Origin of the sequence: Qipengyuania sp. S6317L1, from assembly GCF_023015615.1 — a bacterium.
Lineage (GTDB): Bacteria > Pseudomonadota > Alphaproteobacteria > Sphingomonadales > Sphingomonadaceae > Erythrobacter.
Window position 1 is genome coordinate 226,471 of sequence record NZ_JALKAJ010000001.1, and the last position, 26,279, is coordinate 252,749.

General features: G+C 60.1%; 31 protein-coding genes. 10 read left to right on the forward strand and 21 right to left on the reverse strand.

All coding sequences use genetic code 11. The features are described 5' to 3' along the window. Positions 1 to 7: 7 nt before the first annotated feature. The 5 genes from kdsA (at position 8) to MWU38_RS01155 (ending at position 5,039) form a co-directional block, all read left to right on the forward strand. Positions 8 to 832, forward strand: a complete 825-nt coding sequence (kdsA, locus tag MWU38_RS01135) for a 3-deoxy-8-phosphooctulonate synthase (RefSeq protein WP_247269992.1) — start codon at positions 8 to 10, stop codon at positions 830 to 832. A gap of 124 nt (positions 833 to 956) precedes the next feature. Further along, positions 957 to 2,189: an efflux RND transporter periplasmic adaptor subunit gene (locus MWU38_RS01140; protein WP_247269993.1), complete on the forward strand. Its 1,233-nt coding sequence runs from the start codon at positions 957 to 959 to the stop codon at positions 2,187 to 2,189. A 6-nt stretch (positions 2,190 to 2,195) separates the two neighbouring features. Further along, complete coding sequence (locus MWU38_RS01145; protein ID WP_247269994.1) at positions 2,196 to 2,960, forward strand: ABC transporter ATP-binding protein; 765 nt, start codon at positions 2,196 to 2,198, stop codon at positions 2,958 to 2,960. Continuing rightward, positions 2,960 to 4,198, forward strand: coding sequence for an ABC transporter permease (locus MWU38_RS01150; RefSeq protein WP_247269995.1), 1,239 nt, complete (start codon positions 2,960 to 2,962; stop codon positions 4,196 to 4,198). The genes MWU38_RS01145 and MWU38_RS01150 overlap by 1 nt, the downstream gene beginning before the upstream one ends. Before the next feature lies 1 nt (position 4,199). Beyond that, positions 4,200 to 5,039 carry a phytanoyl-CoA dioxygenase family protein gene (locus MWU38_RS01155; RefSeq protein WP_247269996.1) on the forward strand — a complete coding sequence of 280 codons (840 nt, stop codon included), beginning with the start codon at positions 4,200 to 4,202 and terminating at the stop codon, positions 5,037 to 5,039. A 12-nt stretch (positions 5,040 to 5,051) separates the two neighbouring features. Here the strand turns inward: MWU38_RS01155 and kynU are convergent, their stop codons facing one another. The 4 genes from kynU to phhA are packed head-to-tail and all read right to left on the reverse strand — an operon-like array spanning position 5,052 to position 8,734. Continuing rightward, positions 5,052 to 6,287, reverse strand: a complete 1,236-nt coding sequence (gene kynU / locus MWU38_RS01160) for a kynureninase (protein ID WP_247269997.1) — start codon at positions 6,285 to 6,287, stop codon at positions 5,052 to 5,054. Continuing rightward, positions 6,284 to 6,919: an arylformamidase gene (gene kynB / locus MWU38_RS01165; protein WP_247269998.1), complete on the reverse strand. Its 636-nt coding sequence runs from the start codon at positions 6,917 to 6,919 to the stop codon at positions 6,284 to 6,286. The genes kynU and kynB overlap by 4 nt, the downstream gene beginning before the upstream one ends. Continuing rightward, complete coding sequence (locus tag MWU38_RS01170; RefSeq protein ID WP_247269999.1) at positions 6,909 to 7,844, reverse strand: tryptophan 2,3-dioxygenase family protein; 936 nt, start codon at positions 7,842 to 7,844, stop codon at positions 6,909 to 6,911. Before MWU38_RS01170 ends, kynB begins: the two co-directional genes overlap by 11 nt. After that, positions 7,841 to 8,734, reverse strand: coding sequence for a phenylalanine 4-monooxygenase (gene phhA, locus MWU38_RS01175; RefSeq protein WP_247270000.1), 894 nt, complete (start codon positions 8,732 to 8,734; stop codon positions 7,841 to 7,843). The genes MWU38_RS01170 and phhA overlap by 4 nt, the downstream gene beginning before the upstream one ends. 137 nt (positions 8,735 to 8,871) lie before the next feature. Between phhA and MWU38_RS01180 the strand changes: the two genes are divergently transcribed. Beyond that, positions 8,872 to 9,330, forward strand: coding sequence for an Lrp/AsnC family transcriptional regulator (locus MWU38_RS01180; RefSeq protein WP_247270001.1), 459 nt, complete (start codon positions 8,872 to 8,874; stop codon positions 9,328 to 9,330). Positions 9,331 to 9,343: 13 nt separating this feature from the next. Here MWU38_RS01180 and MWU38_RS01185 read toward each other — a convergent pair whose 3' ends face one another. The 16 genes from MWU38_RS01185 to MWU38_RS01255 all read right to left on the reverse strand — a co-directional run bounded on the left by MWU38_RS01185 (position 9,344) and on the right by MWU38_RS01255 (position 21,887). After that, the gene (locus tag MWU38_RS01185; RefSeq protein WP_247270002.1) at positions 9,344 to 9,796 is read right to left on the reverse strand and encodes an isoprenylcysteine carboxylmethyltransferase family protein; all 453 of its coding nucleotides are present in this window, start codon (positions 9,794 to 9,796) and stop codon (positions 9,344 to 9,346) included. Positions 9,797 to 9,823: 27 nt separating this feature from the next. Beyond that, positions 9,824 to 10,447 (reverse strand): class I SAM-dependent methyltransferase, encoded by a 624-nt coding sequence (locus MWU38_RS01190; protein ID WP_247270003.1) that lies wholly within the window; start codon positions 10,445 to 10,447, stop codon positions 9,824 to 9,826. Next, positions 10,440 to 11,792: an MBL fold metallo-hydrolase gene (locus MWU38_RS01195; protein WP_247270004.1), complete on the reverse strand. Its 1,353-nt coding sequence runs from the start codon at positions 11,790 to 11,792 to the stop codon at positions 10,440 to 10,442. The genes MWU38_RS01190 and MWU38_RS01195 overlap by 8 nt, the downstream gene beginning before the upstream one ends. Positions 11,793 to 11,875: 83 nt before the next feature. Further along, on the reverse strand, positions 11,876 to 12,472 hold the full coding sequence (locus MWU38_RS01200; RefSeq protein WP_247270005.1) for a DUF3365 domain-containing protein: 597 nt from the start codon (positions 12,470 to 12,472) through the stop codon (positions 11,876 to 11,878). A gap of 19 nt (positions 12,473 to 12,491) precedes the next feature. Beyond that, positions 12,492 to 12,623: a DUF2474 domain-containing protein gene (locus tag MWU38_RS01205; protein ID WP_247270006.1), complete on the reverse strand. Its 132-nt coding sequence runs from the start codon at positions 12,621 to 12,623 to the stop codon at positions 12,492 to 12,494. Next, positions 12,623 to 13,618: a cytochrome d ubiquinol oxidase subunit II gene (gene cydB / locus MWU38_RS01210; protein WP_247270007.1), complete on the reverse strand. Its 996-nt coding sequence runs from the start codon at positions 13,616 to 13,618 to the stop codon at positions 12,623 to 12,625. The genes MWU38_RS01205 and cydB overlap by 1 nt, the downstream gene beginning before the upstream one ends. Continuing rightward, the gene (locus MWU38_RS01215) at positions 13,618 to 15,072 is read right to left on the reverse strand and encodes a cytochrome ubiquinol oxidase subunit I (RefSeq protein ID WP_247270008.1); all 1,455 of its coding nucleotides are present in this window, start codon (positions 15,070 to 15,072) and stop codon (positions 13,618 to 13,620) included. Before MWU38_RS01215 ends, cydB begins: the two co-directional genes overlap by 1 nt. A 91-nt stretch (positions 15,073 to 15,163) precedes the next feature. After that, the gene (locus MWU38_RS01220; RefSeq protein ID WP_247270009.1) at positions 15,164 to 15,793 is read right to left on the reverse strand and encodes a peroxiredoxin; all 630 of its coding nucleotides are present in this window, start codon (positions 15,791 to 15,793) and stop codon (positions 15,164 to 15,166) included. A 187-nt stretch (positions 15,794 to 15,980) separates the two neighbouring features. After that, positions 15,981 to 16,448 (reverse strand): Dps family protein, encoded by a 468-nt coding sequence (locus MWU38_RS01225; RefSeq protein WP_247270010.1) that lies wholly within the window; start codon positions 16,446 to 16,448, stop codon positions 15,981 to 15,983. A 46-nt stretch (positions 16,449 to 16,494) separates the two neighbouring features. Further along, on the reverse strand, positions 16,495 to 16,641 hold the full coding sequence (locus MWU38_RS01230; protein ID WP_247270011.1) for a helix-turn-helix domain-containing protein: 147 nt from the start codon (positions 16,639 to 16,641) through the stop codon (positions 16,495 to 16,497). Continuing rightward, entirely contained in the window at positions 16,641 to 18,398 is a 1,758-nt protein-coding gene (gene sulP, locus MWU38_RS01235; protein WP_247270038.1) for a sulfate permease, read from the reverse strand. Before sulP ends, MWU38_RS01230 begins: the two co-directional genes overlap by 1 nt. Before the next feature lie 27 nt (positions 18,399 to 18,425). Further along, positions 18,426 to 19,649 carry an FAD/NAD(P)-binding oxidoreductase gene (locus MWU38_RS01240; protein ID WP_348646855.1) on the reverse strand — a complete coding sequence of 408 codons (1,224 nt, stop codon included), beginning with the start codon at positions 19,647 to 19,649 and terminating at the stop codon, positions 18,426 to 18,428. Between the two features lie 21 nt (positions 19,650 to 19,670). Beyond that, positions 19,671 to 20,081, reverse strand: a complete 411-nt coding sequence (locus MWU38_RS14975; protein WP_348646856.1) for a TIGR01244 family sulfur transferase — start codon at positions 20,079 to 20,081, stop codon at positions 19,671 to 19,673. Next, positions 20,081 to 20,500, reverse strand: a complete 420-nt coding sequence (locus MWU38_RS01245; protein ID WP_247270012.1) for a DUF6691 family protein — start codon at positions 20,498 to 20,500, stop codon at positions 20,081 to 20,083. Before MWU38_RS01245 ends, MWU38_RS14975 begins: the two co-directional genes overlap by 1 nt. Further along, positions 20,497 to 20,958 (reverse strand): YeeE/YedE thiosulfate transporter family protein, encoded by a 462-nt coding sequence (locus MWU38_RS01250; RefSeq protein ID WP_247270013.1) that lies wholly within the window; start codon positions 20,956 to 20,958, stop codon positions 20,497 to 20,499. The genes MWU38_RS01245 and MWU38_RS01250 overlap by 4 nt, the downstream gene beginning before the upstream one ends. Next, positions 20,955 to 21,887, reverse strand: coding sequence for an MBL fold metallo-hydrolase (locus MWU38_RS01255; RefSeq protein ID WP_247270014.1), 933 nt, complete (start codon positions 21,885 to 21,887; stop codon positions 20,955 to 20,957). Before MWU38_RS01255 ends, MWU38_RS01250 begins: the two co-directional genes overlap by 4 nt. Before the next feature lie 72 nt (positions 21,888 to 21,959). Between MWU38_RS01255 and MWU38_RS01260 the strand changes: the two genes are divergently transcribed. The 4 genes from MWU38_RS01260 (at position 21,960) to MWU38_RS01275 (ending at position 25,747) form a co-directional block, all read left to right on the forward strand. Continuing rightward, positions 21,960 to 22,622 carry a peroxiredoxin gene (locus MWU38_RS01260; protein ID WP_247270015.1) on the forward strand — a complete coding sequence of 221 codons (663 nt, stop codon included), beginning with the start codon at positions 21,960 to 21,962 and terminating at the stop codon, positions 22,620 to 22,622. Then, on the forward strand, positions 22,619 to 22,972 hold the full coding sequence (locus MWU38_RS01265) for a metalloregulator ArsR/SmtB family transcription factor (RefSeq protein WP_247270016.1): 354 nt from the start codon (positions 22,619 to 22,621) through the stop codon (positions 22,970 to 22,972). Before MWU38_RS01260 ends, MWU38_RS01265 begins: the two co-directional genes overlap by 4 nt. Before the next feature lie 69 nt (positions 22,973 to 23,041). Continuing rightward, positions 23,042 to 23,542 (forward strand): hypothetical protein, encoded by a 501-nt coding sequence (locus MWU38_RS01270; RefSeq protein ID WP_247270017.1) that lies wholly within the window; start codon positions 23,042 to 23,044, stop codon positions 23,540 to 23,542. An 84-nt stretch (positions 23,543 to 23,626) separates the two neighbouring features. Next, entirely contained in the window at positions 23,627 to 25,747 is a 2,121-nt protein-coding gene (locus MWU38_RS01275) for a TonB-dependent receptor (RefSeq protein WP_247270018.1), read from the forward strand. Positions 25,748 to 25,808: 61 nt separating this feature from the next. Here MWU38_RS01275 and MWU38_RS01280 read toward each other — a convergent pair whose 3' ends face one another. Next, positions 25,809 to 26,276, reverse strand: coding sequence for a pseudoazurin (locus MWU38_RS01280; RefSeq protein WP_247270019.1), 468 nt, complete (start codon positions 26,274 to 26,276; stop codon positions 25,809 to 25,811). Between the last annotated feature and the right edge of the window lie 3 nt (positions 26,277 to 26,279).

The window sequence follows — 26,279 nt, forward strand, 5'->3', positions numbered from 1 at the left end:
GGCGGTGATGAAGCACGTTCAAGTCGGCAATCTGACCATCGGGAGTGACCAGCCATTTGTCCTCATCGCCGGGCCTTGCGCGATGGAAAGCCGGGAACATGCGCTGGAAATGGCTGCGGGCCTCAACGAGATCTGCACAGCTCTCGGCATAGGGTTCATCTACAAATCTTCTTTCGACAAAGGCAATCGAACCGCGGTGTCTTCTCCTCGCGGTATCGGGCTTGGTGAGGCGTTGAACGTCTTCAGCGAAATCCGCGAAACTTTAGGCTGCCCGGTGATCACCGATGTCCACGAACCCGCGCAGTGCGCGCCCGTGGCGCAGGTGGTAGACGTGCTGCAAATCCCCGCCTTCCTGTGCCGTCAAACCGATCTGCTCCTCGCAGCGGGGAAAACAGGGCGCGCGATCAATGTAAAGAAGGGACAGTTTCTGGCGCCTTGGGATATGCCCAATGTGGCGGCCAAGATTGCCAGCACCGGCAATGACAACATCCTCCTGTGCGAGCGAGGGAGCAGCTTTGGCTACAACACGCTCGTCAACGATATGCGAAGCCTGCCGATCATGGCTGGGACCGGCTATCCGGTGGTATTTGACGCCACACACTCGGTCCAGCAGCCCGGTGGGCAGGGGACTTCCAGCGGCGGGCAGCGCGAGTTTGTCGCACCGCTCGCGCGCGCCGCGCTGGCGGTGGGCGTAGCTGCACTCTTTATCGAAACGCATCAGGAACCTGATGGCGCGCCGAGCGATGGGCCCAATATGATCCCGCTCGCTCAGATGCGCGCTTTGCTGGAGCAGTTGCGACCGTTCGATGGCCTCGCCAAATCGCTATTGTAGCTCGGCGGGCCCTCCCGAAATTCGGCGACCCCATCAAAATCTCCTGCAAACGACATGATTGATGCTCGATTGCGATGCGAGAGCGTGTATGGTTTTCAAAGCGCATGAAACACGGGGCATTGAAGTGAAGCGAATTCTCGATTGGATCAAACGACATCCGATTATCACTGTCATCATCGCGCTTGTCCTTTTGGCGATTGTGTGGGCCATCTTCTCCTCGGGTGAGCGCGACTACGAATATGTCTCTGAAGAGGCTAGCGTGGGTGAAGTGGCCCGTGTCGTGTCCGCCAGCGGCACGTTGAGAGCGCTCAACACGATCAACGTGGGCGCGGAAGTTTCCGGCCAGATCACGCAGGTTTATGTCGACTTCAACTCGCCCGTGGCCGCTGGCCAATTGCTCGCAGAAATAGACGCAACGCGGCCCCGCGCCCGTGTGACCCAAGCCCGCGCGCAGGTGGATCTGGCGCGCGCCAGCCTTGCTCAGGCACAGGCCTCGATCGCCCGCTCTACAACAGATGTCGATGTGCAAACTCGCGAATTTGCCCGGCGTAAGGAGCTGGCGGAAAAGGGCTTCGTATCGACCGCTGGATTGGATCAGGCGGAGAATGCCCTCGTTGCGGCCAAGGCCAATCTGAGCACCGCGCAGGCACAGGCACAAAGCGCGCGCGCCCAGATTGCTCAGAGCATGGCAGAGCTGGAATCGGCGCGCCTCGATCTCTCGCGCACTCGCATCGTCGCGCCCACCAGCGGGGTCGTAATCGACAAGCTGGTTGAACCCGGCACGACGGTTGCAGCAAACTTCCAGACGCCCAACCTCTTTACCATCGCCGCCGACACAAGCCGCATGCAGGTCGAGGCCTCGGTGGATGAGGCTGACATTGGTCAGGTGCGTTCGGGCCAGACGGTGCGCTTTACCGTCGATTCCTACCCCGATGCCGACTTCGAGGCATCGGTTCAGCAAATTCGCCAGTCCGCCACGCAGTCGGGAAATGCGGTTAGCTATCTCGTCATTCTCGATGTCGACAATTCCGACGGACGCTTGCTTACCGGCATGACTGCCAATGTCGAGATTATCACTGGCACGAAGTCAGATGTGCTTCGCGTGCCGGTTGCTGCCACCCGCTTCTTGCCGCGCGAAGATGATCGCGGTGAGCAGCTTGACGAGGAAGGCGAGGATGCGAAGCAGGCATATGTCTGGGTGCCGGCCGAAGATCCATATGCGCCTTCGCGGATCGCGGTCACAATCGGGCTTGAGGGCGAAGATTATGTCGAGATCACCAGTGGCATTGAGGCCGGGCAAAGCGTGCTCGTTCGCTCCAGATCCTTGCGTGGCGATGGCTCTGGCGAAGGTTCTTAGGGCGCGATGATGGCCACCCCCGCAACGCCTCGAACCGCAACGGATCAGCCGCTTATCGAAACCCGCAAGCTTGTCAAAAGCTACAATCTGGGCGGCGAGACCATCCATGCGGTCAATGGCGTGTCGCTCAGCATCGAGCGGGGCGAATATGTTGCTATCATGGGGACCAGCGGCTCTGGCAAATCGACCTTCATGAACATGATCGGCTGCCTTGATGTGCCCACATCTGGACAAGTCCTGATCGACGGGACGCCCACCGCGTCCATGTCGAGCGATGAACTGGCCAGTTTGCGCAATGAGAAAATCGGCTTTGTTTTCCAGCAATTCAATCTGCTCGCCCGCACATCCTCGATCGACAATGTCGCGGTGCCGCTCATCTATGCGGGCATCGACAAGGCAGAGCGGCGAGAGCGGGCGATTGCCAAGCTTCGGGACATGGGGCTGGGCGACCGGCTTCTCAACACGCCGGCCAAGCTTTCGGGCGGTCAGCAGCAGCGAGTCGCTATCGCAAGGGCGCTTGTGACCGAGCCATTGGTGCTGCTCGCAGACGAGCCCACCGGCGCTCTCGACACCCGAACAAGTGAAGAGATCATGGCGATCTTCGAGAAGCTCAATGCGGCTGGTATCACGGTGATTGTCGTCACCCATGAAGACGAGATCGCAGATCACGCCAAGCGCCGGATTGAATTTCGCGACGGTAAGGTGATCGAGGATCGTCTCGTCAAAAATCGCACGGTTGCAAGCGCCCACGCCGAAGCGGAGGGCGTCTGATGGAAAAATGGCTCGCCAGCTGGAGCGTCAATATAGCAATCGCGTTCACCGCGTTGCGCACCAATCTGATGCGCTCGATCCTGACCATGCTGGGCGTTTTGATCGGGGTCTTTGCCGTTACCCTGGCCGTTGCTGTGGGCAATGGCGCACAGGTGTCGGTGATGCAGTCGATCAACAGCTTCGGATCCAATATGGCAATCATCGTGCCCGAGCCAGATAACGAGGGAGGACGGCGATCTTTTGATCGGGGCCGCCTTACCCAGCGCGACCTGCGAGCGATCGAGCGCGAAGTGCCCGGCGTCATCGCCACCGCACCTCAATTGCGCTCGACCCTGGATCTCGTGACGCCGGGGGCGAATGCGACGACCAGCTCTGTCGGAACAACGCCTGGCTATGGCTCGATCACCCACCATCCCGCAGACCGGGGCCGTTACATCACCGAGGCAGATGTGCGGTCCGCGGCAAGGGTTTTGGTGCTGGGCCGCACCACGGCTGAAACGTTGTTCGGCGAGTTTGATCCCGTGGGCGAGAGCGTGCGCGTCGATGGCGTTCCTTTCCAGGTGATCGGCCTTCTGGAGGAGAAGGGATCGACCTTCGGCACCGACAATGACGACACGGTGGTCATGCCGATTTCGACCATGCGCCAGCGCTTTGTCGGCGATACTCTGCCCGGCCCGGACGATCTGCAACTCGCCTTCGCAGGCTTTGAAGAAGGCGCATCACTTGTTCAGGGCAAGATCGACATCACCAATGTCCTGAAAGACCGTTACCGGGTGCGTGATGGCGAGATTAACCCGTTTCGCGTGCGCACCACGCAGGAATTTATGGAGGAAAGCCAGTTCATCACCGGCATCCTTCAGGCGGTGTTGGTTGCGATTGCCTCGATCTCGCTGCTTGTTGGCGGGATCGGCATCATGAACATCATGCTGGTCTCCGTAACAGAGCGCACGCGCGAAATTGGTCTGCGCATGGCCTTGGGCGCGAAGCGATCTGACATTCGCAACCAGTTTCTGGTTGAGGCCGCTGTCCTGTGTGTCCTTGGCGGAGCAGTCGGCCTTGCTCTTGCATGGCTCGCCGGGACCGCGCTTACCGCTTATGCCGATTTTCCTGTGCCTATCGGAGTGGGCGTAGCCATTGGCTCGCTCATCTTCTCGGCAGTGATTGGACTCGCTTTTGGAGGCTATCCGGCAGTCCGGGCCTCGCGCCTGTCGCCAATCGAAGCGTTGAGGACCGAATAAAATGCTGACCCAAACCCACATCGATCAATTCAGCGCAAAGGGATATTGCGCAATTGAAGGTTTCAAGCGCGCGGACGAGCTTGAGGAACTGCGCGCAGCAGCAGCGGCAATCATCGAGGACTTCGATGCCGAGGGCGAGCGCGCGATCTTCACGACCAGGGACCACGCAAAAACGCGCGACGAATACTTCCTGAGCTCTGCCAATACGGTCCGCTGTTTCTTTGAAGAAGAGGCGTTCGATGCAGACGGCAAGCTTGCTCAGGACAAGGCGCTCTCGATCAACAAGATCGGTCACGCGATGCATGATCTTGATCCAGTGTTCGAACGCTTTTCACGCGATCCCAATTGCGATTTGGTTGCGAAAGGTTTGGGACAGGCAGACCCCAAGATTTACCAGTCGATGTATATCTTCAAGCAGCCGCGCATCGGGGGCGAGGTCAACTGGCATCAGGACGCGACCTTTTTCTACACCGCGCCAATTTCGGTGCTGACCTTCTGGTTTGCGATTGACGATGCGACCCTTGAAAACGGCTGCCTTTGGGTGAGCGATGAGGGTATCGAAACACCGTTGCGCCAACGCTTCTGCCTGCGTGATGGAGCGGTGGAGATGGAAACATTGTCTGATGCCCCATGGCCAGGCGATGCTGCCGCGAAACCGCTCGAGGTCGAGGCAGGCACGTTGGTCATGCTGCACGGGCTCTTGCCGCATTACAGTCCGCCCAATCGCTCTGAAAAGGCGCGTCACGCGTTCACGCTTCATGTTTGTGATGGGGCCGCCGAATATTCACCGCTCAACTGGATACAGCGGTCCGAAGACTTCCCGTCTCGCGGGTTTTCGTAAGCTTCAAAGAGCTCAGGTCACGGCCGCTCTGGTGCGGTATTCCTCGCGGTCCCATTCTGCATCGACGCAGATCGTGCGAAGGCGGTCCACCGCCTCTGCTATATCGGCAAAGGAGATGTAGAGCGGGGTCACGCCAAAACGCATGATGTCGGGCGCGCGAAAGTCGCCGATGACATCGCGCGCTTTCAACGCCTGCATCATTTCGTAAGCATTGGGGTGGGCAAAGGCGACCTGGCTGCCGCGCTGCGTGGAATCACGCGGGCAGATAAATTCAAAACCGAACTCGCCGCATCGCTCCTCCATCAATGTGACGAACAATTCGGTCAGTTGGCTCGACTTGGCGCGCACTCTTTCCATGTCGGCCTCCAGCATGATGTCGACGCCCTCTTCCAAGGCCGCGAGGCCAAGAACCGGGGGAGTGCCACATTGGAAACGATCAATGCCGTGCGCCGGTTTGAAATCGCCATCAAAATCGAAGGGCGCGGCATGGCCGAACCAGCCCGACAGAACCGGGTCCGCCTGGTGGTTACGCTTTGCCGCGAACAGGAAAGCGGGCGCGCCCGGGCCGCCGTTCAGGAATTTATAGCCGCAGCCCACAGCAAAATCGGCTTTCGCACCATTCAGATCGACTTCGATTGCGCCGGTCGAATGGCTAAGGTCCCAGACGGTGAGCACACCTTTTGCGTGAGCCTTCGCGGTGATCTTCGCCATATCGCGGATGCGCGAGGTCTTGTAATGCACCTGCGTCAGCAACAGCACGGCCACGTCTTCATCGAGAGCGTCGAGCACATCCTCGGGCGCGACTTCGCGGCATTGAAGCGCGCCGCCAGAAAAGCGCGCGAGCCCTTGCATCATGTAATTGTCGGTCGGGAAATTGCCGGTTTCGGTGAGCAGGACGCTGCGTCCCTTTTGCAGGGAAAGCGCAGCGGTAAGCGCCTTGAAGATGTTGATCGAGGTGCTTTCGCCAGCGATTATTTCGCCCGGCTCTGCGCCCAGAAGCTGCGCGATCTTGTCACCGATGCGGGTCGGCGCGTTAATCCAATCCGCGCCAAGCCAGGAAGTGATTAAACCCTCCGCCCACTCATCATTGATGGTCGTGTTCATGCGGGCAATCGTGCGCTTGGGCAGCACACCAAGCGAATTGCCGTCGAGGTAGATAAGGCCATCGCGGATCACGAATTCATCGCGAAACCCGCCAAGCGGATCGGCTGCATCCATGGCAACGATATCGGCGGTGGTAATCGTCATTTCGCCAACTCTCTCAAAACCGCACGAACAGGGCTCGCATCGGCACCCTCCAGCGGCAGGGGCAGGGCGATAAGCTCATATTCGCCCGGTGCAATGTCATCGAGCACCAGCCCTTCGAGGATGCGCATATCGCCTTTGAGTACCTCGTGATGGGCATCCATCGTTTTCGAGTTTTGCGGATCGAGCGAGGGCGTATCGACCCCGATCAAGACCGCTCCTGCTTCGCGCAACCGGGCGATGACCGCGGGCGCGATGGCTTTGAAATTCTCATCCCATGTATCATGCGGGAAGCTATTGTAGGTTCTGAAGATAACGCGCGTGGCCCCTTCCAGAACCGCCCAGTCGCAATCGCTTGCTTCCACCCGCTCGCCTGCATGTCGAACGTCAGCAACCACGCAAGGTCCGACGTAGGCCGCCAATGACGAGCCTGCACTGTCGACGCCGTCATCGCAATAATGCACCGGCGCATCGGCGTGGGTGCCAGCGTGCAGCGGCATGGTGACCTCGCCGATATTGACCGGGCAATCGGGGCCCATTTGCACATTGCGTTTCACCACAAGGTCGGGCTCGCCCGGCCAGAGCGGGGTCTTTGTGCCCAGCCTTTGTGTAATATCCCAAAGCTTAGTGGCCATAAGGGCACTCTTCTCCGTTGCGAGGGGCCTCATCGGCGTAATTGCCGCCTTCTTTGGGCGCCGTAATTCGGGTGCGCATCGACCACAGTTCGGGGAAGAAGGGAAGGTCCAAAGCCTTGACCAGATAGTTCACCCCTGACGAACCGCCCGTGCCCACCTTGTGTCCGATCACGCGGGAGACGGTCTTCATGTGCTTGAAGCGCCACTCCTGAAAGTAATACTCGACCGCAGTGACCTTTTCAGCGAGGGTGTAGAGGTCCCAGTGGTCGCCGGGGTTGGTGTAGATTTGCAGCCAGGCGTTCTCGACCTGCTCTGACGGTTCGTAGCTTTGCGAGAAATCGCGTGTCAGCTTGTCGTCGGGAATATCAAACCCGCGCCGCGCGAGCAGCGCGAGGAGTTCGTCATAGAGCGATGGCGCGTGCAGCACCTCTTCCAAGGCCGCGCGGCGATCTTCATCGTCATTGTGGATCAGCACAAGGTCTGCGCGTTTGAGGCCGAGGCAGAATTCGAGTGTGCGGTACTGGTGCGACTGAAAACCGGATGCCTTGCGCAAGAACCCGCGGAAGGTGAGAAAATCGTGCGGGCTAAGCGTTGCCAGCACCTCCCACGAATGAACCATATGGCGCAGCACCGTCGCAATCCGGTCCAGCGTCTTCTCCGCCTCGCCGGGCTCATCAGCGCGCAGATGCTCCATCGCGACGTTCGCCTCGTGGGTCGCCAGCTTGATCCAAAGCTCCATCGTCTGGTGCATGATGATGAAGAGCATTTCGTCGGGCTTATCCGACACCGGCATCTGGCTCTGCAAGAGGGCGTCGGTCTGGATGTGGCGCGCATAGGACAGGCCGCGGTCCCATTGGATCGTCTCGCCATCAATCTCGGCCTCGAAGGTTTCGACCCCGTCTTCCATGGTTTTCCTGATGGTCACGCGCATTCTCCTTGAGACGGGCTCATAACATAGGGCCGGTCGCCTGGCGCGGCCTCGCCAATCGGGATCAGTGGCAAATCGCGCACCTCGTCATAGACATGGGCGAGGCTGGTCGTCTCCATCTCTTCGAGCAATGCCTCAAAACTCTCGATCACGAAATAGGTCGGCTGGAATTCGTCAAACGGCCAATCGGTCCGCATGAGGCGAGGCAGGTCGAATTGCAGGCGGCGGGGAGTATTGCTGGTGAGCGCATGGACCGCCTCGGCATGGCTCGACATGAGGCCAGCGCCATAGGCGCGCAGCTCGCCACGCTGTTTGATGAGGCCGAACTCGACCGTATGGAGGTATAGGCGCCCCAGCCAATCGGACATGCCGAGGCGCTCCGCCCTGATCCCCGCTCTGCCATAGGCGGACATGAATTCGCCAAAGGCGGGGTCGATGAACATCGGCATATGGCCAAAGACATCGTGGAACATATCGGGCTCGTCGCTATAGTCGAAGGAGGGGCCTTGGCGCAGGAAGTTGGCGACCGGGAACCTGCGTTCGCTAAGCATCTTGAAGAACGGCTCGTTCGGGATCACTCCGGGCACGGCGACCACTTCCCAGCCGGTGAGTGAGCGCAGGCGATCATTCCACTTGGCAAACTCGGGCACGCCCATGCGATCAAGCTCGAGCGCGCGCACCCCGTCAAGGAATGTATCGCAGGCGAGCCCTTCAAGAGCCTTGGCCTGACGGGCGGCAAATTCGCTCCATCGCTGGTGGTCGGACGCGGAGAATTGCTCCCAGTTCTGGGGCATGGACCAGTCGGGATTTGCACCTTCGGGAGGGGCGGCGTGGGGAGGGGTTTCGTTCATAAAATCCATCTTGGGACGAGGGGTCGTGAACGACATGTGATAAACTGCTTTGGCAGGGATATTGTTTCTAAAATGCCCTGAAACGGCTCTCATGAAGAACAATAGGCCATTGAACACCTCTCTACAGGACCAATGTTCTGTTCATACATCGACGCAATTGCTATGCTTGTTCAATGGACAGGATCGACCACAAAATCGTCGCCTTGCTTGAGCGCGACGGGCGCATTTCCTTTGCCGATCTGGCAGAGCAGGTGGGCCTTTCCAAAACGCCGTGCTGGAACCGCGTGCAACGGCTGCGCGAAACGGGCGTGATCGCCGGCTTCACGGCGCAGCTTGACCCGGCATCGCTCGGCCTTGGCGTCCAGTGCTATATCTCGGTCACCATCGGGTTCGACGCGCACGCCGATTTCGAGGCCGCCGTGTGCGAGCACCGCGCCATCACCGAATGTCACACCACGGCTGGCTCAAGCGATTATCTCCTGCGCGTTTATGCAGCATCGGTCGAACATCTCGATGAACTCTTGCGCCACGAAATTTCCAAGCTGCCCGGTGTCCAATCGAGCGAGACAACCATCTGCCTCAAAACGATCAAGGCCAGTGGCTCGCTTGCCGATCTGTCAACCGCGCTTTGACCGGCAATGGTTTTCAGAGCCAGCGCCTGACCCGCGTTTTGTAGCTTTCGTAATCAGCGCCGAAAATTTCCGATAGGCGCGCTTCTTCGGGCATGATCTGGAACACCGTGATGTACCCCACGAATGCGATGAGGACGATCACATTCACGGGCGAACCCAGCCAGACCGCAACGCCGATCAGGATGAACAGCATCCCCACATACATCGGATTTCGCGTGTAGCGATAAAGCCCTGTGACAACGAGGCTCGATGCTTTTTCCGGAGCTAGGGGCGTGACGGTTGTCTTGGCTTTTCTAAAGGCCCCGACCGAGACAAGGTCAATAGCCAGCCCCGCCACGATAAAGGCGCAGGCAACAAGCGTCTGGAAAGAGAAGGCGAGGCGTGTCTGGGACAGGAAATGCGCGATGCCCCACATGGCAAGCGCGCAAAGGGCGGCGACAATGGGGGGAGGTATCAGCAGTTTCATCTCAATTCCTCGCCTTTGGCTCCCGCGCTATTCGGGCCGCCGCGCCACAAGATCGATCAGCGCCGACATGCCCTCGTGACCGTTCCCTTCGCTGACTTGCGCATCATAGCTTTCAAGATGCTCGATTTCGAGCGCTTCGAACCCTTCGCGAAGGATCGCCTCGGTGTACATGTTCTCCGCCGTGGGTGGCCCGCCGGTGCCGTAATCCAATTGCTCGGGGCGATACCCCTCCAGCAGCAAGAGGCCGCCGGGCTTCAATGCCTTGGCCATCCGTTCAAACAGACGATCGCGCAAGGGCGGGGCGGCGAACTGGATGAAGATACCGACCACGGCGTCAAAGGCGTTTTCGGGCCAGTCCCAGCTTGCCAGATCGGCGTGGATGAAATGAACCTCGACACCGCTTTTTGCTGCCAGCCTTTCGGCTTTTTCAATCGCGCGCGGCGAAATATCGGTCGCTGTCACCTTGTGCCCGTGCCTTGCGAGAAAGACGCTGTTGCGCCCTTCGCCATCGGCAATCGCAAGCACGCGCGAAGTTTCTTTCAGGCGGTGCGCCTCTCTTGTGAGAAAGGCGTTGGGCTGCGTGCCGAAGACATAATCCTCGCTTGAAAAACGTTCGTCCCAGAACGCCTGACCGTCAATCGCATCAGCCATTCGCTGCCTTCCATGCGCCCATTGATCCAAGATAGACATCAATATTGCCAAATCCCCGACTTGCAAGCCAGCCTGCCGCGACGGTGGCGCGCATCCCGCTTGCGCACATGAGGGTGTAGGATTTGTCCTTGTCGAGCGTGCTCCACCGTTCGTTGAGTTCGCCAACATAGATGTGCATGGAACCCTCGATTGCAGCGGCTTCGCGCTCGTCCGCGTCGCGCACATCGAGCAGGGTCCACTCGCGCTCAGAACCCTCAAGCCGTGATTTGACCGTATCGGTATCGACCATGGGGATCGTGTTCATGGCAACGCCATTGGCCGCGGCCGGCACAACGCCATTGTAACCGCCGATAACATTGTCGAGCCCGATGCGGGTGAGGTGCGACATGGCGCTGGAAAGCTGTCCCTCGTCCGATCCCACGAGAAGGATCGTCTCGCCCTCGCGGATGAACCAGCCGGCGAAGGCGGAAATCATGCCGACGGGAAGGCACATCGAGCCGGGAAAATGAGCGCCCGCATAGGCAAGCGGTTCGCGCAGGTCGATCACATGGTCGGCTGTTGCACCGCGCATTTCGGACAGTGTCAGCCGTTTTGGCCGGACCACGCGAGGGGCGGCTTGCGCCCCTTCGATGTTCAAGCGTTCCATCAGGCGGAAATAGGGCGGCTGGTAATGATTCTCGGCGATCTTGGCCTCGATAAACGCCTCGCGTTCGCCAATCTGCAAGCGCGGGTTATTGCGGCGTTCGTGCCCGATGGTCGAAAATTCACGCTCCGCCATGCCCGAGCCGCAGACAGAGCCCGCCCCGTGCGCAGGGTAGAGGATGGCCTGATCGCCGAGTGCGAGCAGCTTTTGCAGCGAATCGTAAAGGAGGCCTGCGACCTCGCGCTTGCGGTCGGGGTAAAAGTCGGTGCGCCCGACATCGCCCACGAACAGCGCATCGCCCGTGAATACCCCCACCGGACCATCGGCATATTCGCGGTCATGGATGACAAAGGCGAGGTGATCGTCGGTGTGACCCGGTGTCTCCAGCACCTCGATGGTTAGCTGTCCGATTTCGAAGGTGTCGCCTTCGCGCGCTGTTTGCGCAAAAGCAATTTCGCCCGCTGCATTGGGGCCGTGCAGCACCTTTGCGCCTGTCATTTCAGCGAGAATGGGGGAGCCTGTGATAAGGTCCTCATTACGGTGGGTTTCGAAGATATGGGTAATCTCCAGCCCCTCGGCGCGCGCTTTTTCAAGATAGATTTCGCAATCGCGCCGCGGATCAATCACCGCCGCCTTGCCGCCGGACCCGATAAGGTAGGACAGGTGCGAGAGGCCGGGTGTTTTGATCTTTTCGAGAAGCATGGCGGATTTCCTGTTTGCAAATTGTCTTTATTGTCGAACACCTAGGGGCACAGGCGCGTTCCATTCGGGCAGAGTGCCAGTGTTCAGGGCTGCGCCTGATCCTGCACAAGAAAAGCGCCGCGAAGCTCGCCCGGCGCAAATCCGGTGGCGAGGTCATCGGGATAGGCTGCGGCGATTGCATCGCTGATCGTTGGGTCGATATTGGTGCCGTGACACACAGAACACGGCTGTTCCTTCATCGGGATTGCTTGCAGATAGACCATGGCGCCATCCACCGATCCGTGAACCTTGCGCGGAGCGCCATTGTCCATCGGCGCCGCTTCAAGCTGTGCGTAAAGCGGTTCAAGCTCGGGGGAGAGGCCGCCATCCGCATTGCGATTGCGGCGCGCGATGCGGCTGATGGAAAGGCCGCTTTCCTCAGACAGGGCTTGCGCAATGGCGGGTGCTGCCGATTGGCACACGCCGATTGCTCCCACCGCTCCCCTGTCGCCAATCGCGGTCGAAAGCGTCGTCTGGAGTTCGGATTGAAACTGCGCAGTGACCTGTTGCGAGCGGTTGAGAAAAGCCGCCTGTTCGGCATCGCTCTTATCGCTGGAGGTGTCTGGCGAACACCCGGCTAGGACAAGGGCGCTGCACGCGGCTGCAAGGGCGAGGGTGTGCTTGCTCGGATTAAAGTGCATCGACGGCTCTCCTTTATCGTCAGGCCTTGAGCCAGAAGCGGATAATCATCGCCACCACGCCCAGCACAGTCACACTTGCCAGCCATATTGCGGCCATCCACGCGAGGCGCTTCCACAAGGGAGGTTGGGGTTCGGTATCGAGGCGCGGCATTAATGATACCCCTCGTCGTCCACTTTGCCCCTGAACACCCAATAGGCCCAGGCGGTGTAGCCGATGATCAGCGGCATGGTGATCGCAACACCCACCAGCATGAAAATCTGGCTGCTTTCGGGCGCTGCTGCATCCCAGATCGTGACGCCGGGGGGCACAACATAGGGCCACATGGTGACGCCAAGGCCCACCGTGCCGGCAAAGAACAGCGCAATCGCCAGCCAGAAGGGTTTGCTGTTGCGTTCCTTGCGGATCGCCTGGATCATCGAGAGGGCGATAAGACCGGTGAGGATCGGCACGGGCGCTGCGAAATATATCTCGGGCGCGGTGAGCCAGCGGTCGGCATATTCGGCGTTGAGGAAGATGTTATAAAGGCTGACCGCGCCCATCAGCACGATGGTCGCAATCGCTGCGCGAAGGGCGAGGTAACGTGCGTGTTTCTGTGCGCCGCCATCCAGCTTCCAGATCAGCCATGTGCTGCCCAAAAGCGCATAGCCGGCGACAACGCCAAGCCCGCAAAGCAGGGTGTAGGGCGTGAGCCAGTCGAACCAGCTGCCCGCATAGCTGCGATCGACCACTTCGATCCCCTGCAAAAGCGCGCCCAGCGTCATCCCCTGCGCCATCGCCGCGACAAGCGAGCCGCCAAAGAAGGCCGCGTCCCAGAATGCGCGGTGACCGGGGTCGCGCCAGCGGTATTCGAACGCCACCCCGCGAAACACGAGGCCCAGAAGCATGGCGATGATAAGCGGATAGGTGGCAGGCAAGATCACCGCATAGGCAAGCGGGAAAGCGGCAAACAGCCCGCCTCCGCCAAGCACCAGCCACGTCTCGTTTCCGTCCCAGACAGGCGCGATGGAATTCATCGCCCGGTCGCGGCCCTGACCTACGCGGACCGTGGGGAACAGGATGCCAATACCAAGATCAAACCCGTCCATGACGACATAGGCGAAGACGGCGAAGGCGATGATAAACGCCCAGATGACAGTCAAGTCCATCACACGTCCTCCTTGTGCGCGGGAAGGGGTTCGTCATGCCCCGGATTTTGCGTTGGTCCAGGTGTAATGCCTGCCGAACGGATCGGGCCGGAATCGCCCTCCATCGCATCGGGTTCGCCAGAATGCGGGGTCTTGCTCATCAGACGCAGGATGTACCACACGCCGATCCCGAAGACGGTGAAATAGACGATGATGAAGGCAAGCAGCGAAGCGGCCACGGCAGGCGCATCAAGCGGGCTTGCCGCATCGGCTGTGCGCAGGAGGCCATAGATCACATAAGGCTGTCGGCCCACTTCTGTGGTGATCCATCCCGCCAGCACCGCTGCAAAGCCGCTGGGTGCCATGAGGACGGCGGCACGGTGCAGCCACGGCATATCGTAAAGCCGCTTTCGCGCGCGGCCATAAAGGCTCCACAAACCGATACCCAGCATCGCAAAGCCGATCCCGACCATGATGCGGAACGACCAGAAAATCATGCCCACAGGCGGCTCTTCGTCGTCCGGGATCGTGTCGAGCCCGTCCATCGGCGCGTTGAGGTCATGCTTCAGGATAAGCGAGGATGCCTTGGGAATTTCGATGGCGTATTTGACGGTCTTTTCCTCGCTGTCGGGAATGCCGAAAAGGATCAGGGGCGCACCTTCGGGGTGGCTGTCAAAATGCCCTTCCATCGCCATCACCTTGGCGGGTTGATGTTCAAGCGTGTTGAGGCCGTGAAGGTCGCCGGCAAAGATTTGTGCAGGGGTCACGATTGCTGCCATCCACATCGCCATCGAGAACATCTTGCGCGCGTGCGGGTTGGCAGAGCCGTCTTTACGCTCTTTCAAAAGGTGCCATGCGCCCACGCCCCCGACAACGAAGGCCGTGGTGAGATAGGCGGCCATGACCGTGTGCACGAGGCGGTAGGGGAAGCTCGGGTTGAAGACGATGTCCCACCAGCTTTCGCCGGGCAGGAACTGTCCGTTCTCGCCGATGATGTGGCCCACCGGCGTTTGCATCCAGCTGTTCACCGACAGGATCCAGAAGGCCGAGACAAACGTGCCGAGCGCAACCATCAGCGTTGCGGTATAGTGCAGTTTCCGGCCCACCTTGTTCATGCCGAACAACATGACGCCAAGAAAGCCCGCCTCAAGGAAGAAGGCGGTCAGCACCTCGTAAGCCATGAGCGGCCCGATCACCGGCCCTGCAACGTCGGAAAACACCGACCAGTTGGTGCCGAACTGATAGCTCATCACGATGCCGGAGACGACACCCATGGCAAAGGCGATGGCGAATATCTTGAGCCAGTATTTGAACAGGTCGAGATAGATCTGTTTGCCGGTTTTCAACCACAGCCCTTCGAGCACGGCGAGATAGCTCGCCAGCCCGATGGAAAAGGCGGGAAAGAAGAAGTGGAAGCTGACCGTGAAGGCGAACTGGATACGTGCCAGCAAAAGGGCGTCGAGCTGATCAAACATGGTGCTAGGTGTGATCCCTCACTTGTGAAAACTGTGATGTGAGAGGGCGCGCCCGCAATGCTTACTGCGAACGCGCCGTCTCTTGCGACCCTCAGGCGACTTTTGTCGTCCTCAGGTATGGTTTGATGGTGGTGAACCCTTGCGGGAACATCTCGGTTGCCTTTTCATCGTTGATCGAAGGCGGGATGATGACCTCATCACCGGGCCGCCAATCGGCCGGCGTTGCAATGGTGCAGCGGTCGGTGAGTTGCAGGCTGTCAATCACCCGCAGGATTTCGTCAAAATTGCGCCCGACACTCATCGGATAGGTCATGGTGAGGCGGATTTTGTTCGACGGATCGATGATGAAGACCGAACGCACCGCCGCCGTCTCGCTCTGATCGGGGTGGATCATGTCATAGAGTTTTGCGATCTCAAGGTCGGGGTCTGCGACAATCGGGAATTGAAGCGAGCAGTTCTGTGTCTCGTCCACGTCCTTGACCCACTCAAGGTGTTCTTCAACTGTATCGGTTGAAAGGCCAAGCGGCTTGACGCCGCGCGCGTCGAACTCGGCGGCGAGCCTGGCGGTCATGCCCATTTCGGTAGTGCACACAGGCGTGAAATCAGCCGGGTGGCTGAAGAAAAACACCCAGTTATCGCCGGACCAGTCGTGGAGGGTGATCTCGCCCTTGGTGGTGGCAATGGTGAAGTCGGGGGCAGTGTCGCCGATATGCAAGCTCATGGTGTGTACTCCTTGGATTGATGACCCACGAGCTACGCGCGGCGTCGTGAGTCGTCCAATTCAATTACGCACTTACATTAATCGAATTTCCTGCACAAGCGACAAAACGGCTGATTTGCGTGCAAAATCGGCAATGTCACGACGCAAATGTGCAATCAATTACACTATTTGCTTCATTGATGGCCGCTCAGTTCGCCGTCGCCCGCAGCATCCACGCCGTTTTTTCGTGCAAGGTGAGCCTTGGTGCGACCACGTCCAGCGTCGCCTCGTCCCCGATCTCTTCGGCCACCCGCAAAACCTCGCGCGCGGTGTTGGCGACCTGTTCGTGGCCCTTGGCAAGGTTGGTCACCATTGCGTGCCAGTCAGGGCTGCCGGTCTCTTCCTTGATCGAGGAAAGCCCGCTCATTTCGGAATAGGAGGATGGCGCATAATGGCCAAGCGCGCGGATGCGTTCTGCCAGTTCGTCAACCGCGGTCCACATTTCGGTGTATTGCTCCATGAATTGCAGGTGCAATTGCTGAAAATGCGGCCCTTCGACATTCCAGTGATAGCCGTGGGTCTTGAGATAGAGCGTATAGGTGTCTGCAAGCAGCTTCTTCAGAGCCGCCGATGATTTCTCGCGTCCTGCGTCATCAATTCCGATGTTGATATCCATAGCCATATCTTTCCTTCAATGAGAGTGTCGCTTGCGCAGCGGGAGTTTAACGCACCGACTGCACCTTGCGCCAGCGGTAAAAGGTTTTCTCCGATATGCCGACCTCGCGGCAGCTTTCGCAAACGCCTTTACCGCCTTCGATCAAGGCAAGGATGCGGCGGCATTTTGCGTCCTTATCGGCAATCGCGCCCATCAGATAAGCCCGCGCGCTTCATGTTGATCGACCGGTTCCGGCGGCGCGCCATCATCGCTTACAAGTTTATCGAAAGCTTTGGATTGCGAGAGGAAAACCTCGCCGTTCAGTTCTTCGACGAAGTGGGAGCGTTTGAGGCGGTCCATCACCGGACCCTTCACCTCGGAAAGATGCAGGCCGATTGCCCCATCGCCAAGGCGGTGATTGATCGCCTCAAGGCTTTCGAGGCCCGATGCGTCGATTTCATTGACCGCGCTGCACATCAGGATCACGTGGCGCACGGCCGGCCGGTCCGCGACCTGTTCGAGCACATATTCCTCAAGCCAGCGGGCATTGAGATAGGTCAGCGCCTCGTCAATGCGGATCGAGAGGATGTGCGGCACGGTGAAGACTGTGTGACGGTCGACATTGCGGAAATGCTCCGTCTCTGGAACGCGGCCAACGATGGCGGCGTGCGGACGGCTGGCGCGCCACAGGTATAGGAGAAGCCCCACGCCGACCCCTGTGATCACGCCCATCTCGACCCCTGCAAGCAGGGTGATCGCGATTGTGGCGATATGCGCTGCAAAATCGGCCTTCGAATAATTCCACAGGCGGCCCGGCGTTTTGAGATCAACAAGGCTGAGCACGGCAACGATAATGGTCGCAGCCAGCGTTGCGATGGGCAGGCTGAACAAAAGCGGGGTCAGGAACAGTGTCGCCAGTGCAATTCCCACGGCGGTATAGGCACCCGCGGCCGGGGTCTGCGCGCCAGCATCGAAGTTTACCGCCGACCGGGCAAAGCCGCCTGTCACAGGATAACCGCCTGAAAACGCGCTCGCGATATTGGCGGCGCCAAGGCCGATCAATTCCTGATCGGGGGCAATCCGCTGACGCCGCTTGGCGGCAAGGGTCTGCGCAACCGAAACGCTTTCGACAAAACCGATGATGGAGATGAGGAGGGCAGGGACCCACAATTTCTCGATCAGCGACAAATCGGTGCTGGGCAGGGCAAAGGGCGGCAGGCCTTGCGGGATCGCGCCGACCAGATTGACGCCTCTTGCGCCAAGATCAAATGCAATGACGGCAAGGATGGTGAGCGCCACGGCAACCACCGGCCCTGCCTTTGCGGTCATATCGGCGGCGCGAGAAGGCAGGCCGATGCGCTCAAGCGCAGGCTTTGCCCCTTTGCGCACCCAGAACAGGAACAGCGTGGCAGGAATACCAACCGCCAGCGTCCAGACATTCGTCGCCCCAATCGAGGCGGCGAGCGAGCCGAGCATCTCAGGCCAGTTGTCGCCGCCAGCCTGGATGCCGAGGATATGCTTTAACTGGCTGGTCGCGATAAGAATGCCCGATGCGGTGATGAAACCGCTGATCACCGGGTGGGAGAGAAGGTTCGCAAGAAAGCCCGCCCGAAGAAGCCCAAGAATAGCGAGCATCACGCCCGACAGCATCGCAAGCGTAATCGCAGCTTCAAGATATTCAGCCGTCCCTTGCGCCGCCACCGCGCCCGCTGCGGATGCCGTCATCAGGGAAACCACCGCCACCGGCCCCACTGCCAGGGTGCGGCTGGTCCCGAAAATGGCATAGAGCACAAGCGGCAGGATCGAGGCGTAAAGGCCCACAACCGGAGGCAATCCTGCAAGCAGCGCATAGGCGAGGCTTTGCGGGATGAGCATGATGGTGACGATCACCGCCGCCATCAGGTCATCGGTCAATATGTTCCGGTTGTATGTCCGGCCCCATTCAAGGATCGGAAGATAGCGCGAAAGCATGGTCAAAAGGCCCCTCGTCCCGGCGCTTTACTGCGCGATCAATCCGCCTGGCCCTGCCAGCCATTCGCGGCCCTTGAGCATCCCGTTCCAGTAAATCCACGGCAGCGCATCGGCTTTGAGCATCCACGAAAGGCGCGCCGGTTTCGTCCCGTCGATGATCCACTCCGGAAAGCTCGGCATAAGCTTACCGCCATAGCCGAATTCAGCGAGGACAATCTTGCCGCGCTCTACCGTAAGGGGGCACGAGCCATAGCCGTCATAGCCCGCCTTGGGGCCATGCCCGCCCAGTTGTTGCAGCACGTTGACCGCCACGACCGGCGCCTGTTTGCGCGCGGCGGCAGCGGTCTTTGCATTGGGCATCGCGCCTGCATCGCCAAGGCCAAAAACATTGTCATAGCGCACATGGCGCAAGGTGTGCTGATCCACATCGGTGAACCCGCTTTCGGCAGCGAGCGGGCTGTCTGCGAGAAATTGCGGCGCGACTTGCGGGGGCACGACATGGAGCATATCGAACTCGCGCGTGACTTCGCCTCCTTCTGTCTTGAACACCGCTTTTTGCGCAGGACCATCGACCGAAACCAGCGTGTGGCCAAGGTCGAGCGCAACGTCGTATTTCTCGATATAGCTCATCAGCGCCGGGACGTAATCCTGCACTCCAAACAGGACGCCGCCTGCATTGCAGAACTCCACATCAATGTGGTCGAGAACGCCTGCACGCAGCCAGTGATCGCACGACAGATACATCGCCTTTTGCGGCGCGCCTGCGCATTTGATCGGCATGGGCGGCTGCGTGAAAATGGCGCGGCCTTGCTTGAGCTTTTGCACCATCTCCCACGTGTAAGGCGCAAGGTCATAGCGGTAGTTTGACGTGACACCATTCTTGCCAAGCGTCTCTTCAAGCCCCTCGATCTTCTCCCACGCAAGGCGGATACCGGGCGCAACGACCAGCGCATCGTACCGCACCGTTGAGCCATCGGCGAGCGTCACTTCGTTATTGTCGGGCTGAAAGGATCTGGCCGCCTGCTTTATCCAGGTCACGCCCTTGGGCATCACGCTTGCCATGGATCGGCGGGTCACTTCCGGCTTGAACACCCCGCCGCCGACCATGGTCCATCCGGGTTGATAGGCATGGGTATCGGCAGGGTCGATCACCGCAATATCGAGGTTCCTACGCCGCTTGAGCAGCGAAGATGCGGTGGCAAGTCCGGCGGCACCGCCACCAACGATCACCACCGTATGGGATGCAGACATGATTGTTCTCCGAAAAGCGTGTCAGGTGAGCCGATCGCTCAGATCTGTGAGGTCGTATCCCGCATCGCTCGCGCGCTTGAGACGCTCGGCGGGGGGGATGTCGTCAGGATCGGCAAGCGTATCGAGAGTGATCGAGCGCGTGCCCGTACGGCAGTAGGCAAGCATCGGACCATCGGTGCCGCGCCGGACCGCGCGAAAGGCGGCAACGGCGGCTTCGGGAAATTGCCCGCCCGATACGGGGATGTGGTGAAAGGCAATGCCATTGGCATGGGCTGCTTCACGCATCTCGCCTGCGTTCGGTTGGCCGTCTTCTTCACCGTCGGGCCGGTTGCATAGAACCGCGACAAAGCCTTGTTTGGCAAGGGCCGCAAAGTCCGCCGGCTGGATCTGCGGCGCAACCGCAAAGCCTTGGGAAATGGGGCGAATGTCCATCACGCTTTCCCTTCGAACAGGCGCACCAGAACCATCCCTGCGAGCATGGCGACAATGAAGATCGCAGCGGACACAGGTTCGATCACAAGCGCGGCAATACCGGGGCCGGGGCAAAGGCCAGCGATGCCCCAGCCAATCCCGAACAGCGCCGAACCGCCGATCAATCGCGCCGTCAGATCTTGCGTGCCCGGAAGCGCGAACTCGCCGCCGAATAAGGGGCGGATCAATTTGGGCTGAATTTGCCAGGCGATGACCATCACCAGAACCGCGCCGCCCATGACGAAGGCAAGCGTGGGGTCCCAGTCTCCGAACAGGTCGAGAAAACCGCGAACCCGCGCAGGGTCGGTCATCCCGCCCAGAGCAAGGCCAGCGCCGAAGATGGAACCCGAAAGGACCGGAATAAGGATACGGCGCATCATGGCAGCACCTCCAGCCCAAGCGCATTCATCGCGGCAACCGTGGCAAAGCCGGTAACCATGAAGGTGATCGTTGCAACGATGGACCGCTGCGAGAAACGGCTCATCCCGCAAACGCCGTGCCCGCTGGTGCAGCCGCTGCCAAGGCGGGTGCCAATGCCCACGATCAGGCCAGCAATGGCGAGGTAAAGCGGCGAGGCGAAGTTTGCAGGAAGGCCGCCTTGAGCAAGCATCACGATAAACGCGCCCAGCGGCAAGCCAATGACAAAGCCCCAGGCCGAAACCCGCGGCAGGCCACTGTCGGAGATCCCTGCCGCGCGCGCGGTGATGCCCGAAATGCCCGCGATCCGCCCGATGCCAAGCAGCATCAGCGCAGCGGCAAGCCCGATAAGAACACCGCCGGCAAGCCCTGCCATCGGCGCTGCGTCCGGAAAGCCGGTCAGAACAAACGTCTGCGTCATACCGCGTTCACCGGTATCTTGATGTAGCTGACGCCGTTTTCTTCCGGCTCGGGCAAGCGCCCGCCGCGAATGTTCACCTGCACCGAAGGCATGATGAGGTTGGGCATGGCCAGCGTCGCATCTCGCGTGGTGCGCATTTCGACGAAATCGTCCTCGCTCACCCCGTCCTTCACATGGACATTCTCGCGCCGTTGCTGGCCGACGGTCGTCTCCCACGCATATTCGTCGCGGCCCGGCGCCTTGTAATCGTGACACAGGAACAGGCGCGTTTCATCGGGCAGGGAAAGCAGGCGCCGGATCGACTGGAACAACTGGCGCGCATCGCCTCCGGGGAAATCGGCGCGTGCAGTGCCGAAATCGGGCATGAAAATCGTGTCGCCGACAAATGCCGCATCGCCGATGATGAACGCCATATCCGCAGGCGTGTGACCGGGCACGTGCAGTGCAATACCTTCGATCTTGCCCAGTTTGAACGTCTCACCATCGGTGAAAAGGTGGTCGAATTGCGAACCGTCGCGTTCAAAATCGGTGCCGGCGTTGAAAAGCTTGCCGAACACGTCCTGCACGCGGATGATTCCCTTGCCGATGGCAAGTTTCCCGCCCAGCTTTTGCTGCAGATAGGGCGCGGCTGAAATGTGATCGGCGTGGGCGTGCGTTTCGATCAGCCAGGTCACTTTCAGATTATTCGAAGTGACGTATTCGATTATGCGATCCGCCGAGCCATATGAGGTGCGCCCTGCGGCCGCTTCGTAGTCGAGCACCGAATCGATGATCGCCGCTTCGCAGGTTTCGGGGTCGTGGATCACATAACTTACAGTAAATGTCGCCTCGTCGAAGAAGCCCGCGATAGAGGGGCGAAGCGTCTTCTGTTCGGTTGCGCGGGTGATCTGGTCGGTTGCTGCTTGGACGACTGTATCTGGCGTAGACATCCTAAACTCCTTTGATTACATAAAGTATGTATATGTATTGCTTTATCGGAGTCAAGTGCTAAGAGGATGGTCATGGACACAAACGAAACCCCAGCCGAGAGTGCGCGCGCCCTTCGCATCGGCGACAGTGCGCCCGATTTCGAGGCGCGCAGCACGATTGGCCCGGTCAAGCTGTCAGGGTTCAGGGACCGCTGGCTCATCCTTTTTTCGCACCCGGCGGATTTCACCCCGGTGTGCACGACCGAATTTGTCGAACTGGCGCGTCAGGCGGATGAGTTTGAAAAGCGCGACTGCAATCTGATGGCGCTGTCGGTGGACAGCCTGTTTTCGCATTTCGCATGGCTGCGCGCGATCCGCGACCGCTTCGATGTCGAGGTGCGCTTTCCCATCGTCGAGGACCCGACACTGGTTATTGGCCGCGCCTACGGAATGGTTGCGCCCAAGGACAATGACAGCGCGACTGTGCGCACCACATTCTTCATCGATCCGGCGGGCGTGATCCGCGCGATGACCTGTTATCCTGCGAATATGGGGCGCTCGATCCCCGAGATGCTGCGTATGCTCGATGCGCTTCAGGCGATTGACGCGAATGAAGCGCTCGCGCCTGCCAACTGGCAGCCGGGCGAGCCCATGCTGAGATCGCCCACGCAGGACCTTGATGAAGTGTTCGGCGCGGGCGATGAAACCGCATGGTTCCTGCGCGAAACCGGCAAGACCACAGGTAAAGGCAAATGAGCGACGACGCGCCTATCGAAGAATTGAAAGCCATCGCGCACCCGCTGCGGTTCCAGATCGTCCAGCTGTTGAGGGGCGGCGAAATGAATGTCGGCGAGATTGAGCAAGCCTCCGGCATTGGCCAGCCCGCCCTGTCGCAGCAGCTCGGCGTTCTGCGCAAGGCGGAGCTGGTCGAGACGCGCAAGGATGCAAAGCTGGTTTACTACACGCTCAACGCGGATCGCATGCGCGAGCTGGGCGCGCTGATTGGCGGGCTTGATGCGGGCGATCTTGCCAGAAATGCGCCCCGGCAAACCTCTGCGCACCGAACGCCTGCACCCGGTGTTGCAAATTTCGCACGACTTTCCTGACCGTTTTCACCATAGGGCGACGCGAACGCTTTTTGACGATTTTCGGATGGTTCCTGCCACTCGCCGACCATGACCCGCCTGTCCCGTCTTTCAGCCCGTAAGGGGCAGCTGTTTCTGACGCTGCTTTTGATGGCGTTGGGGATGAATGCGTTCATTCCGGCGGGCTTCATGGTGTCGCCTTCGCAGCATGGTCTCAGCGTTACGCTTTGCCCGGAGACGAACTCGCTTGCCCGCTCCCTTGCTGCGGCACAGGGACACACCGCTTCCGAGCAGGTCCACGACCATGCAGCAATGGGGCATCATGTTACGGGCGCGCATGGTGAAGCGCATGGTGAAGCGCATGGTGGAGAGCACGGTCACGAGCATAATGACGAGCCGGGGGCGAGCCGTGGCAATGTCGATTGTGCGTTTTCGGCGCTCGCCTTTTCCGGTGAATCGCCCGAACCGCCAGCGCCCGTCGCCATCACGCTTGAACCCGGTCAGGAATTTTCGCCCGCCCTTGAACCTCTCGTGGTTTCGCCGCAGCGCCGTTTGCGGCCACCTTTGCGCGGGCCACCGCAGCGCGGCTGATCCCCGTTACAAATCGGCCAAGGCGTAAAGGGTGAAGCCCTGACGCCTGTGGCTGCGTGCAAATTGAAAATTTACGAGAATTCTATGACTTCCAAAGCTCTTCGCAGGGCCGCCCTTCTGGCGTCCTGCCCGCTGTGCATGGCGCAGCCTGCCCTTGCAGATCATCCTCCCGCCAAGGCCGAAACCGAAGCGGTGTTGACCGACACGATTGTCGTGACGGCCGCGCGCACCCAAAGCGTTTCGCGCGACGATATCGCGCCCCCTGAACAGATCGCGCTTCCCGCCGATACCGCCGGGATTGCGGCGCGCACGCCGGGCGGCGCGCTCGTTGGCAATGGCGCGCTTTCGGGACAATTGTCCTATCGCGGCCTCGCCGGACAGCGCGTGCTGGGCCGCGTCAATGGCCAGCGGTTTGCCTCTGGCGGACCCAATGCGATGGACCCGCCGCTGCACTACGCTCCCTCGATCCTTGTCGAGCGCATCGACATTGCGCGCGGTGTTGCGCCCGTCTCGCAAGGGCCATCGCTTGCAGGGGCAGTGAACGCGCAATTGGTGGAAACCCAGTTCACCGATAGCGCGGCCCTTACCCCGCAGCTCCGCTTTACCAGCCAGTATCGCAGCGTCGATGACAGCTATGCGGTGGGCGGCCTTGCAGGGATCGCCAACGAAACGGTGCGCTTTGGCGTGATCGCTGCCCGCGAACAGGGCGATGATTACGACTTTCCCGGCGGGACAGCCGTTGGCACATCGTTTGAGCGCAATCTGTACGGCGCCCATGCCGGTTTTCACGCAGGGCCAGGCGAACTGTTCGTCGAATACCGCCGCAGCGAAACCGACCCGACCGGCAACCCGCCCTTCGCGCTCGACATCGTCTATTTCAACACGGACTTCATCCAGGGCGGCTTTCGCGGGGAGATCGCAGAGGATGTCTTTCTCAACGTGAAAGCGGGCCATGTCGCGGTGCGTCACCTGATGGACAATCAGACCACGCGCCAACCCGCTGCTGTGCCCATGCGCGCAAGGGCAACCTTTGCCGATGCGGATACAAGCACTCTCGAAGGTTCGCTGCGTTTCGGGACCAGCGGCGCCTATTTCGAGGTCGGCGCGGATGCGGAGCTGACCGATAAGTTCGTGCAGATTACCAATCCGTTCAATGCAGGCTTCTTCATCGATGCACAGCCCAATGTGCAGTCGGAGCGGTTGGGCGCCTTTGCACAGTGGCGCGGCGCGCTTGATGCACTCCAGTTTGAACTGGGCGCGCGGATTGACCGCACCGACCAGTCGGCAGGTTTCCCGCAATTGGGGGCAGCTGTGCCAATGGGGCCGCGCGTTCTCGCCGCTGCCTTCACCGCCGCCGACCGGACCCGCGCCGAGACGACGGTGGACACGGTGCTGCGCGCATGGTTGCCGGGCGATGCGGTCACGCCGCGCATAACACTGGCGCGTAAAGAGCGTGTGCCCAGCCTGCTCGAACGCTTCGGCTGGCTTCCGACAGAGGCGAGTTTCGGACTTGCCGATGGCAATATCTATGTCGGCAATCTCGACCTTGATCCGGAAACCGCATGGATTGCGGAAATCGGCTTCGACCTTCAAGGCGATGTGTTTTCGCTGCGCCCGACGCTGTTCTATCGCCGGGTCGATGATTTCATTCAGGGCGTGCCTTTCGATGCGACCGTGGGCGTTGTCGATAGTCCGGTCGAGATGATCGCAGCGATGAACGGCGACACCACGCCTCTGCGTTTCGACAATGTCGATGCAGAGCTTTACGGCGCGGATCTGGATTTCAGACTGCGTCCAATCAAGCGTATCGAAGTGTCCGGCACGGCCAGCTACGTGCGCGGCAAAAGGCGCGATATTGACGATGATCTCTACCGCGTTGCACCTGCGAACCTGCGATTGTCAGCCGCTTATCTCGGCGACCGCTTTTCCGCAGGCGCAGAGTTGCTCGCGGCTGCCGATCAAAGCCGCGTCTCGATCTCAAACGGTGAAGCGCCCAGTGACGGTTACGCGATTGTAGGGCTGTTCACACGCTATGCGCTGACCGATGCGCTCGCGATTGAGGCGGGGGTCGAAAACCTGTTCGACACCGAATATGAGCCGCATCTTGCAGGACGCAATCGCGCGGGCGCATCCGATGTGCCCGTGGGTGAACGGTTGCCCGGTGCTGGCCGTGGCGGCTGGGTGCGTGTGACCGCCCGCTTCTAAACCAGAAACAATCGGGCCAGCCAAGTCATCAGCCTACGCGCTGACGGTCTGGCCCGCTTGTTCACATAGAGGCGACCTCGGCCCAGATTTCGTCCCAAGCCTCTTTGGCCTTGCCGGTCTGGCGCACGCTTTGGGCCGCCTCGAGGTTCGCATCGAGCCCCTCGCCCTCGACAATGACAAGGCCGACCATTCCCATGCTTTTGTGCGGCAGGCAGTGATAGCCGTAATAGCCCGGCTTGGTGAAAGTCACCGACACGCTCTTGCCGATTGACCCGCGCCAACCGCTTGCGCCTTCGGGCACCATGCCTGGGGTGGACATGGAATTGTGCATGGGTTGCGACGGCCTGAATGTCACGGTGTCGCCCGATGCCACGCGCAGGATGCGGGGGGTAAAGACCATGCGCCTGCCCGTCTCGGGGTCCTGCGTCAGCATTTCCACAAGGTGCGAGCGTGGGGCTGCGGCCAGCCCGGCACTGGCGAGAAAAGCGGTTGCGCCTGCGCCAAGGATGGCTGTGCGGCGGTCGAACATGAA

What these genes read in the sequence shown, in the direction of transcription:
- kdsA (WP_247269992.1), top strand. Translation starts at nt 8, where the DNA reads ATGAAGCACGTTCAAGTCGGCAATCTGACCATCGGGAGTGACCAGCCA.
- MWU38_RS01145 (WP_247269994.1), top strand. Translation starts at nt 2,196, where the DNA reads ATGATGGCCACCCCCGCAACGCCTCGAACCGCAACGGATCAGCCGCTT.
- MWU38_RS01150 (WP_247269995.1), top strand. Translation starts at nt 2,960, where the DNA reads ATGGAAAAATGGCTCGCCAGCTGGAGCGTCAATATAGCAATCGCGTTC.
- MWU38_RS01155 (WP_247269996.1), top strand. Translation starts at nt 4,200, where the DNA reads ATGCTGACCCAAACCCACATCGATCAATTCAGCGCAAAGGGATATTGC.
- kynU (WP_247269997.1), bottom strand. Translation starts at nt 6,287, where the DNA reads ATGACGATTACCACCGCCGATATCGTTGCCATGGATGCAGCCGATCCG.
- kynB (WP_247269998.1), bottom strand. Translation starts at nt 6,919, where the DNA reads ATGGCCACTAAGCTTTGGGATATTACACAAAGGCTGGGCACAAAGACC.
- phhA (WP_247270000.1), bottom strand. Translation starts at nt 8,734, where the DNA reads ATGTCGTTCACGACCCCTCGTCCCAAGATGGATTTTATGAACGAAACC.
- MWU38_RS01180 (WP_247270001.1), top strand. Translation starts at nt 8,872, where the DNA reads ATGGACAGGATCGACCACAAAATCGTCGCCTTGCTTGAGCGCGACGGG.
- MWU38_RS01185 (WP_247270002.1), bottom strand. Translation starts at nt 9,796, where the DNA reads ATGAAACTGCTGATACCTCCCCCCATTGTCGCCGCCCTTTGCGCGCTT.
- MWU38_RS01190 (WP_247270003.1), bottom strand. Translation starts at nt 10,447, where the DNA reads ATGGCTGATGCGATTGACGGTCAGGCGTTCTGGGACGAACGTTTTTCA.
- MWU38_RS01195 (WP_247270004.1), bottom strand. Translation starts at nt 11,792, where the DNA reads ATGCTTCTCGAAAAGATCAAAACACCCGGCCTCTCGCACCTGTCCTAC.
- MWU38_RS01200 (WP_247270005.1), bottom strand. Translation starts at nt 12,472, where the DNA reads ATGCACTTTAATCCGAGCAAGCACACCCTCGCCCTTGCAGCCGCGTGC.
- MWU38_RS01205 (WP_247270006.1), bottom strand. Translation starts at nt 12,623, where the DNA reads ATGCCGCGCCTCGATACCGAACCCCAACCTCCCTTGTGGAAGCGCCTC.
- cydB (WP_247270007.1), bottom strand. Translation starts at nt 13,618, where the DNA reads ATGGACTTGACTGTCATCTGGGCGTTTATCATCGCCTTCGCCGTCTTC.
- MWU38_RS01215 (WP_247270008.1), bottom strand. Translation starts at nt 15,072, where the DNA reads ATGTTTGATCAGCTCGACGCCCTTTTGCTGGCACGTATCCAGTTCGCC.
- MWU38_RS01220 (WP_247270009.1), bottom strand. Translation starts at nt 15,793, where the DNA reads ATGAGCTTGCATATCGGCGACACTGCCCCCGACTTCACCATTGCCACC.
- MWU38_RS01225 (WP_247270010.1), bottom strand. Translation starts at nt 16,448, where the DNA reads ATGGATATCAACATCGGAATTGATGACGCAGGACGCGAGAAATCATCG.
- MWU38_RS01230 (WP_247270011.1), bottom strand. Translation starts at nt 16,641, where the DNA reads ATGGGCGCGATTGCCGATAAGGACGCAAAATGCCGCCGCATCCTTGCC.
- sulP (WP_247270038.1), bottom strand. Translation starts at nt 18,398, where the DNA reads ATGCTTTCGCGCTATCTTCCGATCCTTGAATGGGGCCGGACATACAAC.
- MWU38_RS01240 (WP_348646855.1), bottom strand. Translation starts at nt 19,649, where the DNA reads ATGTCTGCATCCCATACGGTGGTGATCGTTGGTGGCGGTGCCGCCGGA.
- MWU38_RS14975 (WP_348646856.1), bottom strand. Translation starts at nt 20,081, where the DNA reads ATGGACATTCGCCCCATTTCCCAAGGCTTTGCGGTTGCGCCGCAGATC.
- MWU38_RS01245 (WP_247270012.1), bottom strand. Translation starts at nt 20,500, where the DNA reads ATGATGCGCCGTATCCTTATTCCGGTCCTTTCGGGTTCCATCTTCGGC.
- MWU38_RS01250 (WP_247270013.1), bottom strand. Translation starts at nt 20,958, where the DNA reads ATGACGCAGACGTTTGTTCTGACCGGCTTTCCGGACGCAGCGCCGATG.
- MWU38_RS01255 (WP_247270014.1), bottom strand. Translation starts at nt 21,887, where the DNA reads ATGTCTACGCCAGATACAGTCGTCCAAGCAGCAACCGACCAGATCACC.
- MWU38_RS01260 (WP_247270015.1), top strand. Translation starts at nt 21,960, where the DNA reads ATGGACACAAACGAAACCCCAGCCGAGAGTGCGCGCGCCCTTCGCATC.
- MWU38_RS01265 (WP_247270016.1), top strand. Translation starts at nt 22,619, where the DNA reads ATGAGCGACGACGCGCCTATCGAAGAATTGAAAGCCATCGCGCACCCG.
- MWU38_RS01270 (WP_247270017.1), top strand. Translation starts at nt 23,042, where the DNA reads ATGACCCGCCTGTCCCGTCTTTCAGCCCGTAAGGGGCAGCTGTTTCTG.
- MWU38_RS01275 (WP_247270018.1), top strand. Translation starts at nt 23,627, where the DNA reads ATGACTTCCAAAGCTCTTCGCAGGGCCGCCCTTCTGGCGTCCTGCCCG.
- MWU38_RS01280 (WP_247270019.1), bottom strand. Translation starts at nt 26,276, where the DNA reads ATGTTCGACCGCCGCACAGCCATCCTTGGCGCAGGCGCAACCGCTTTT.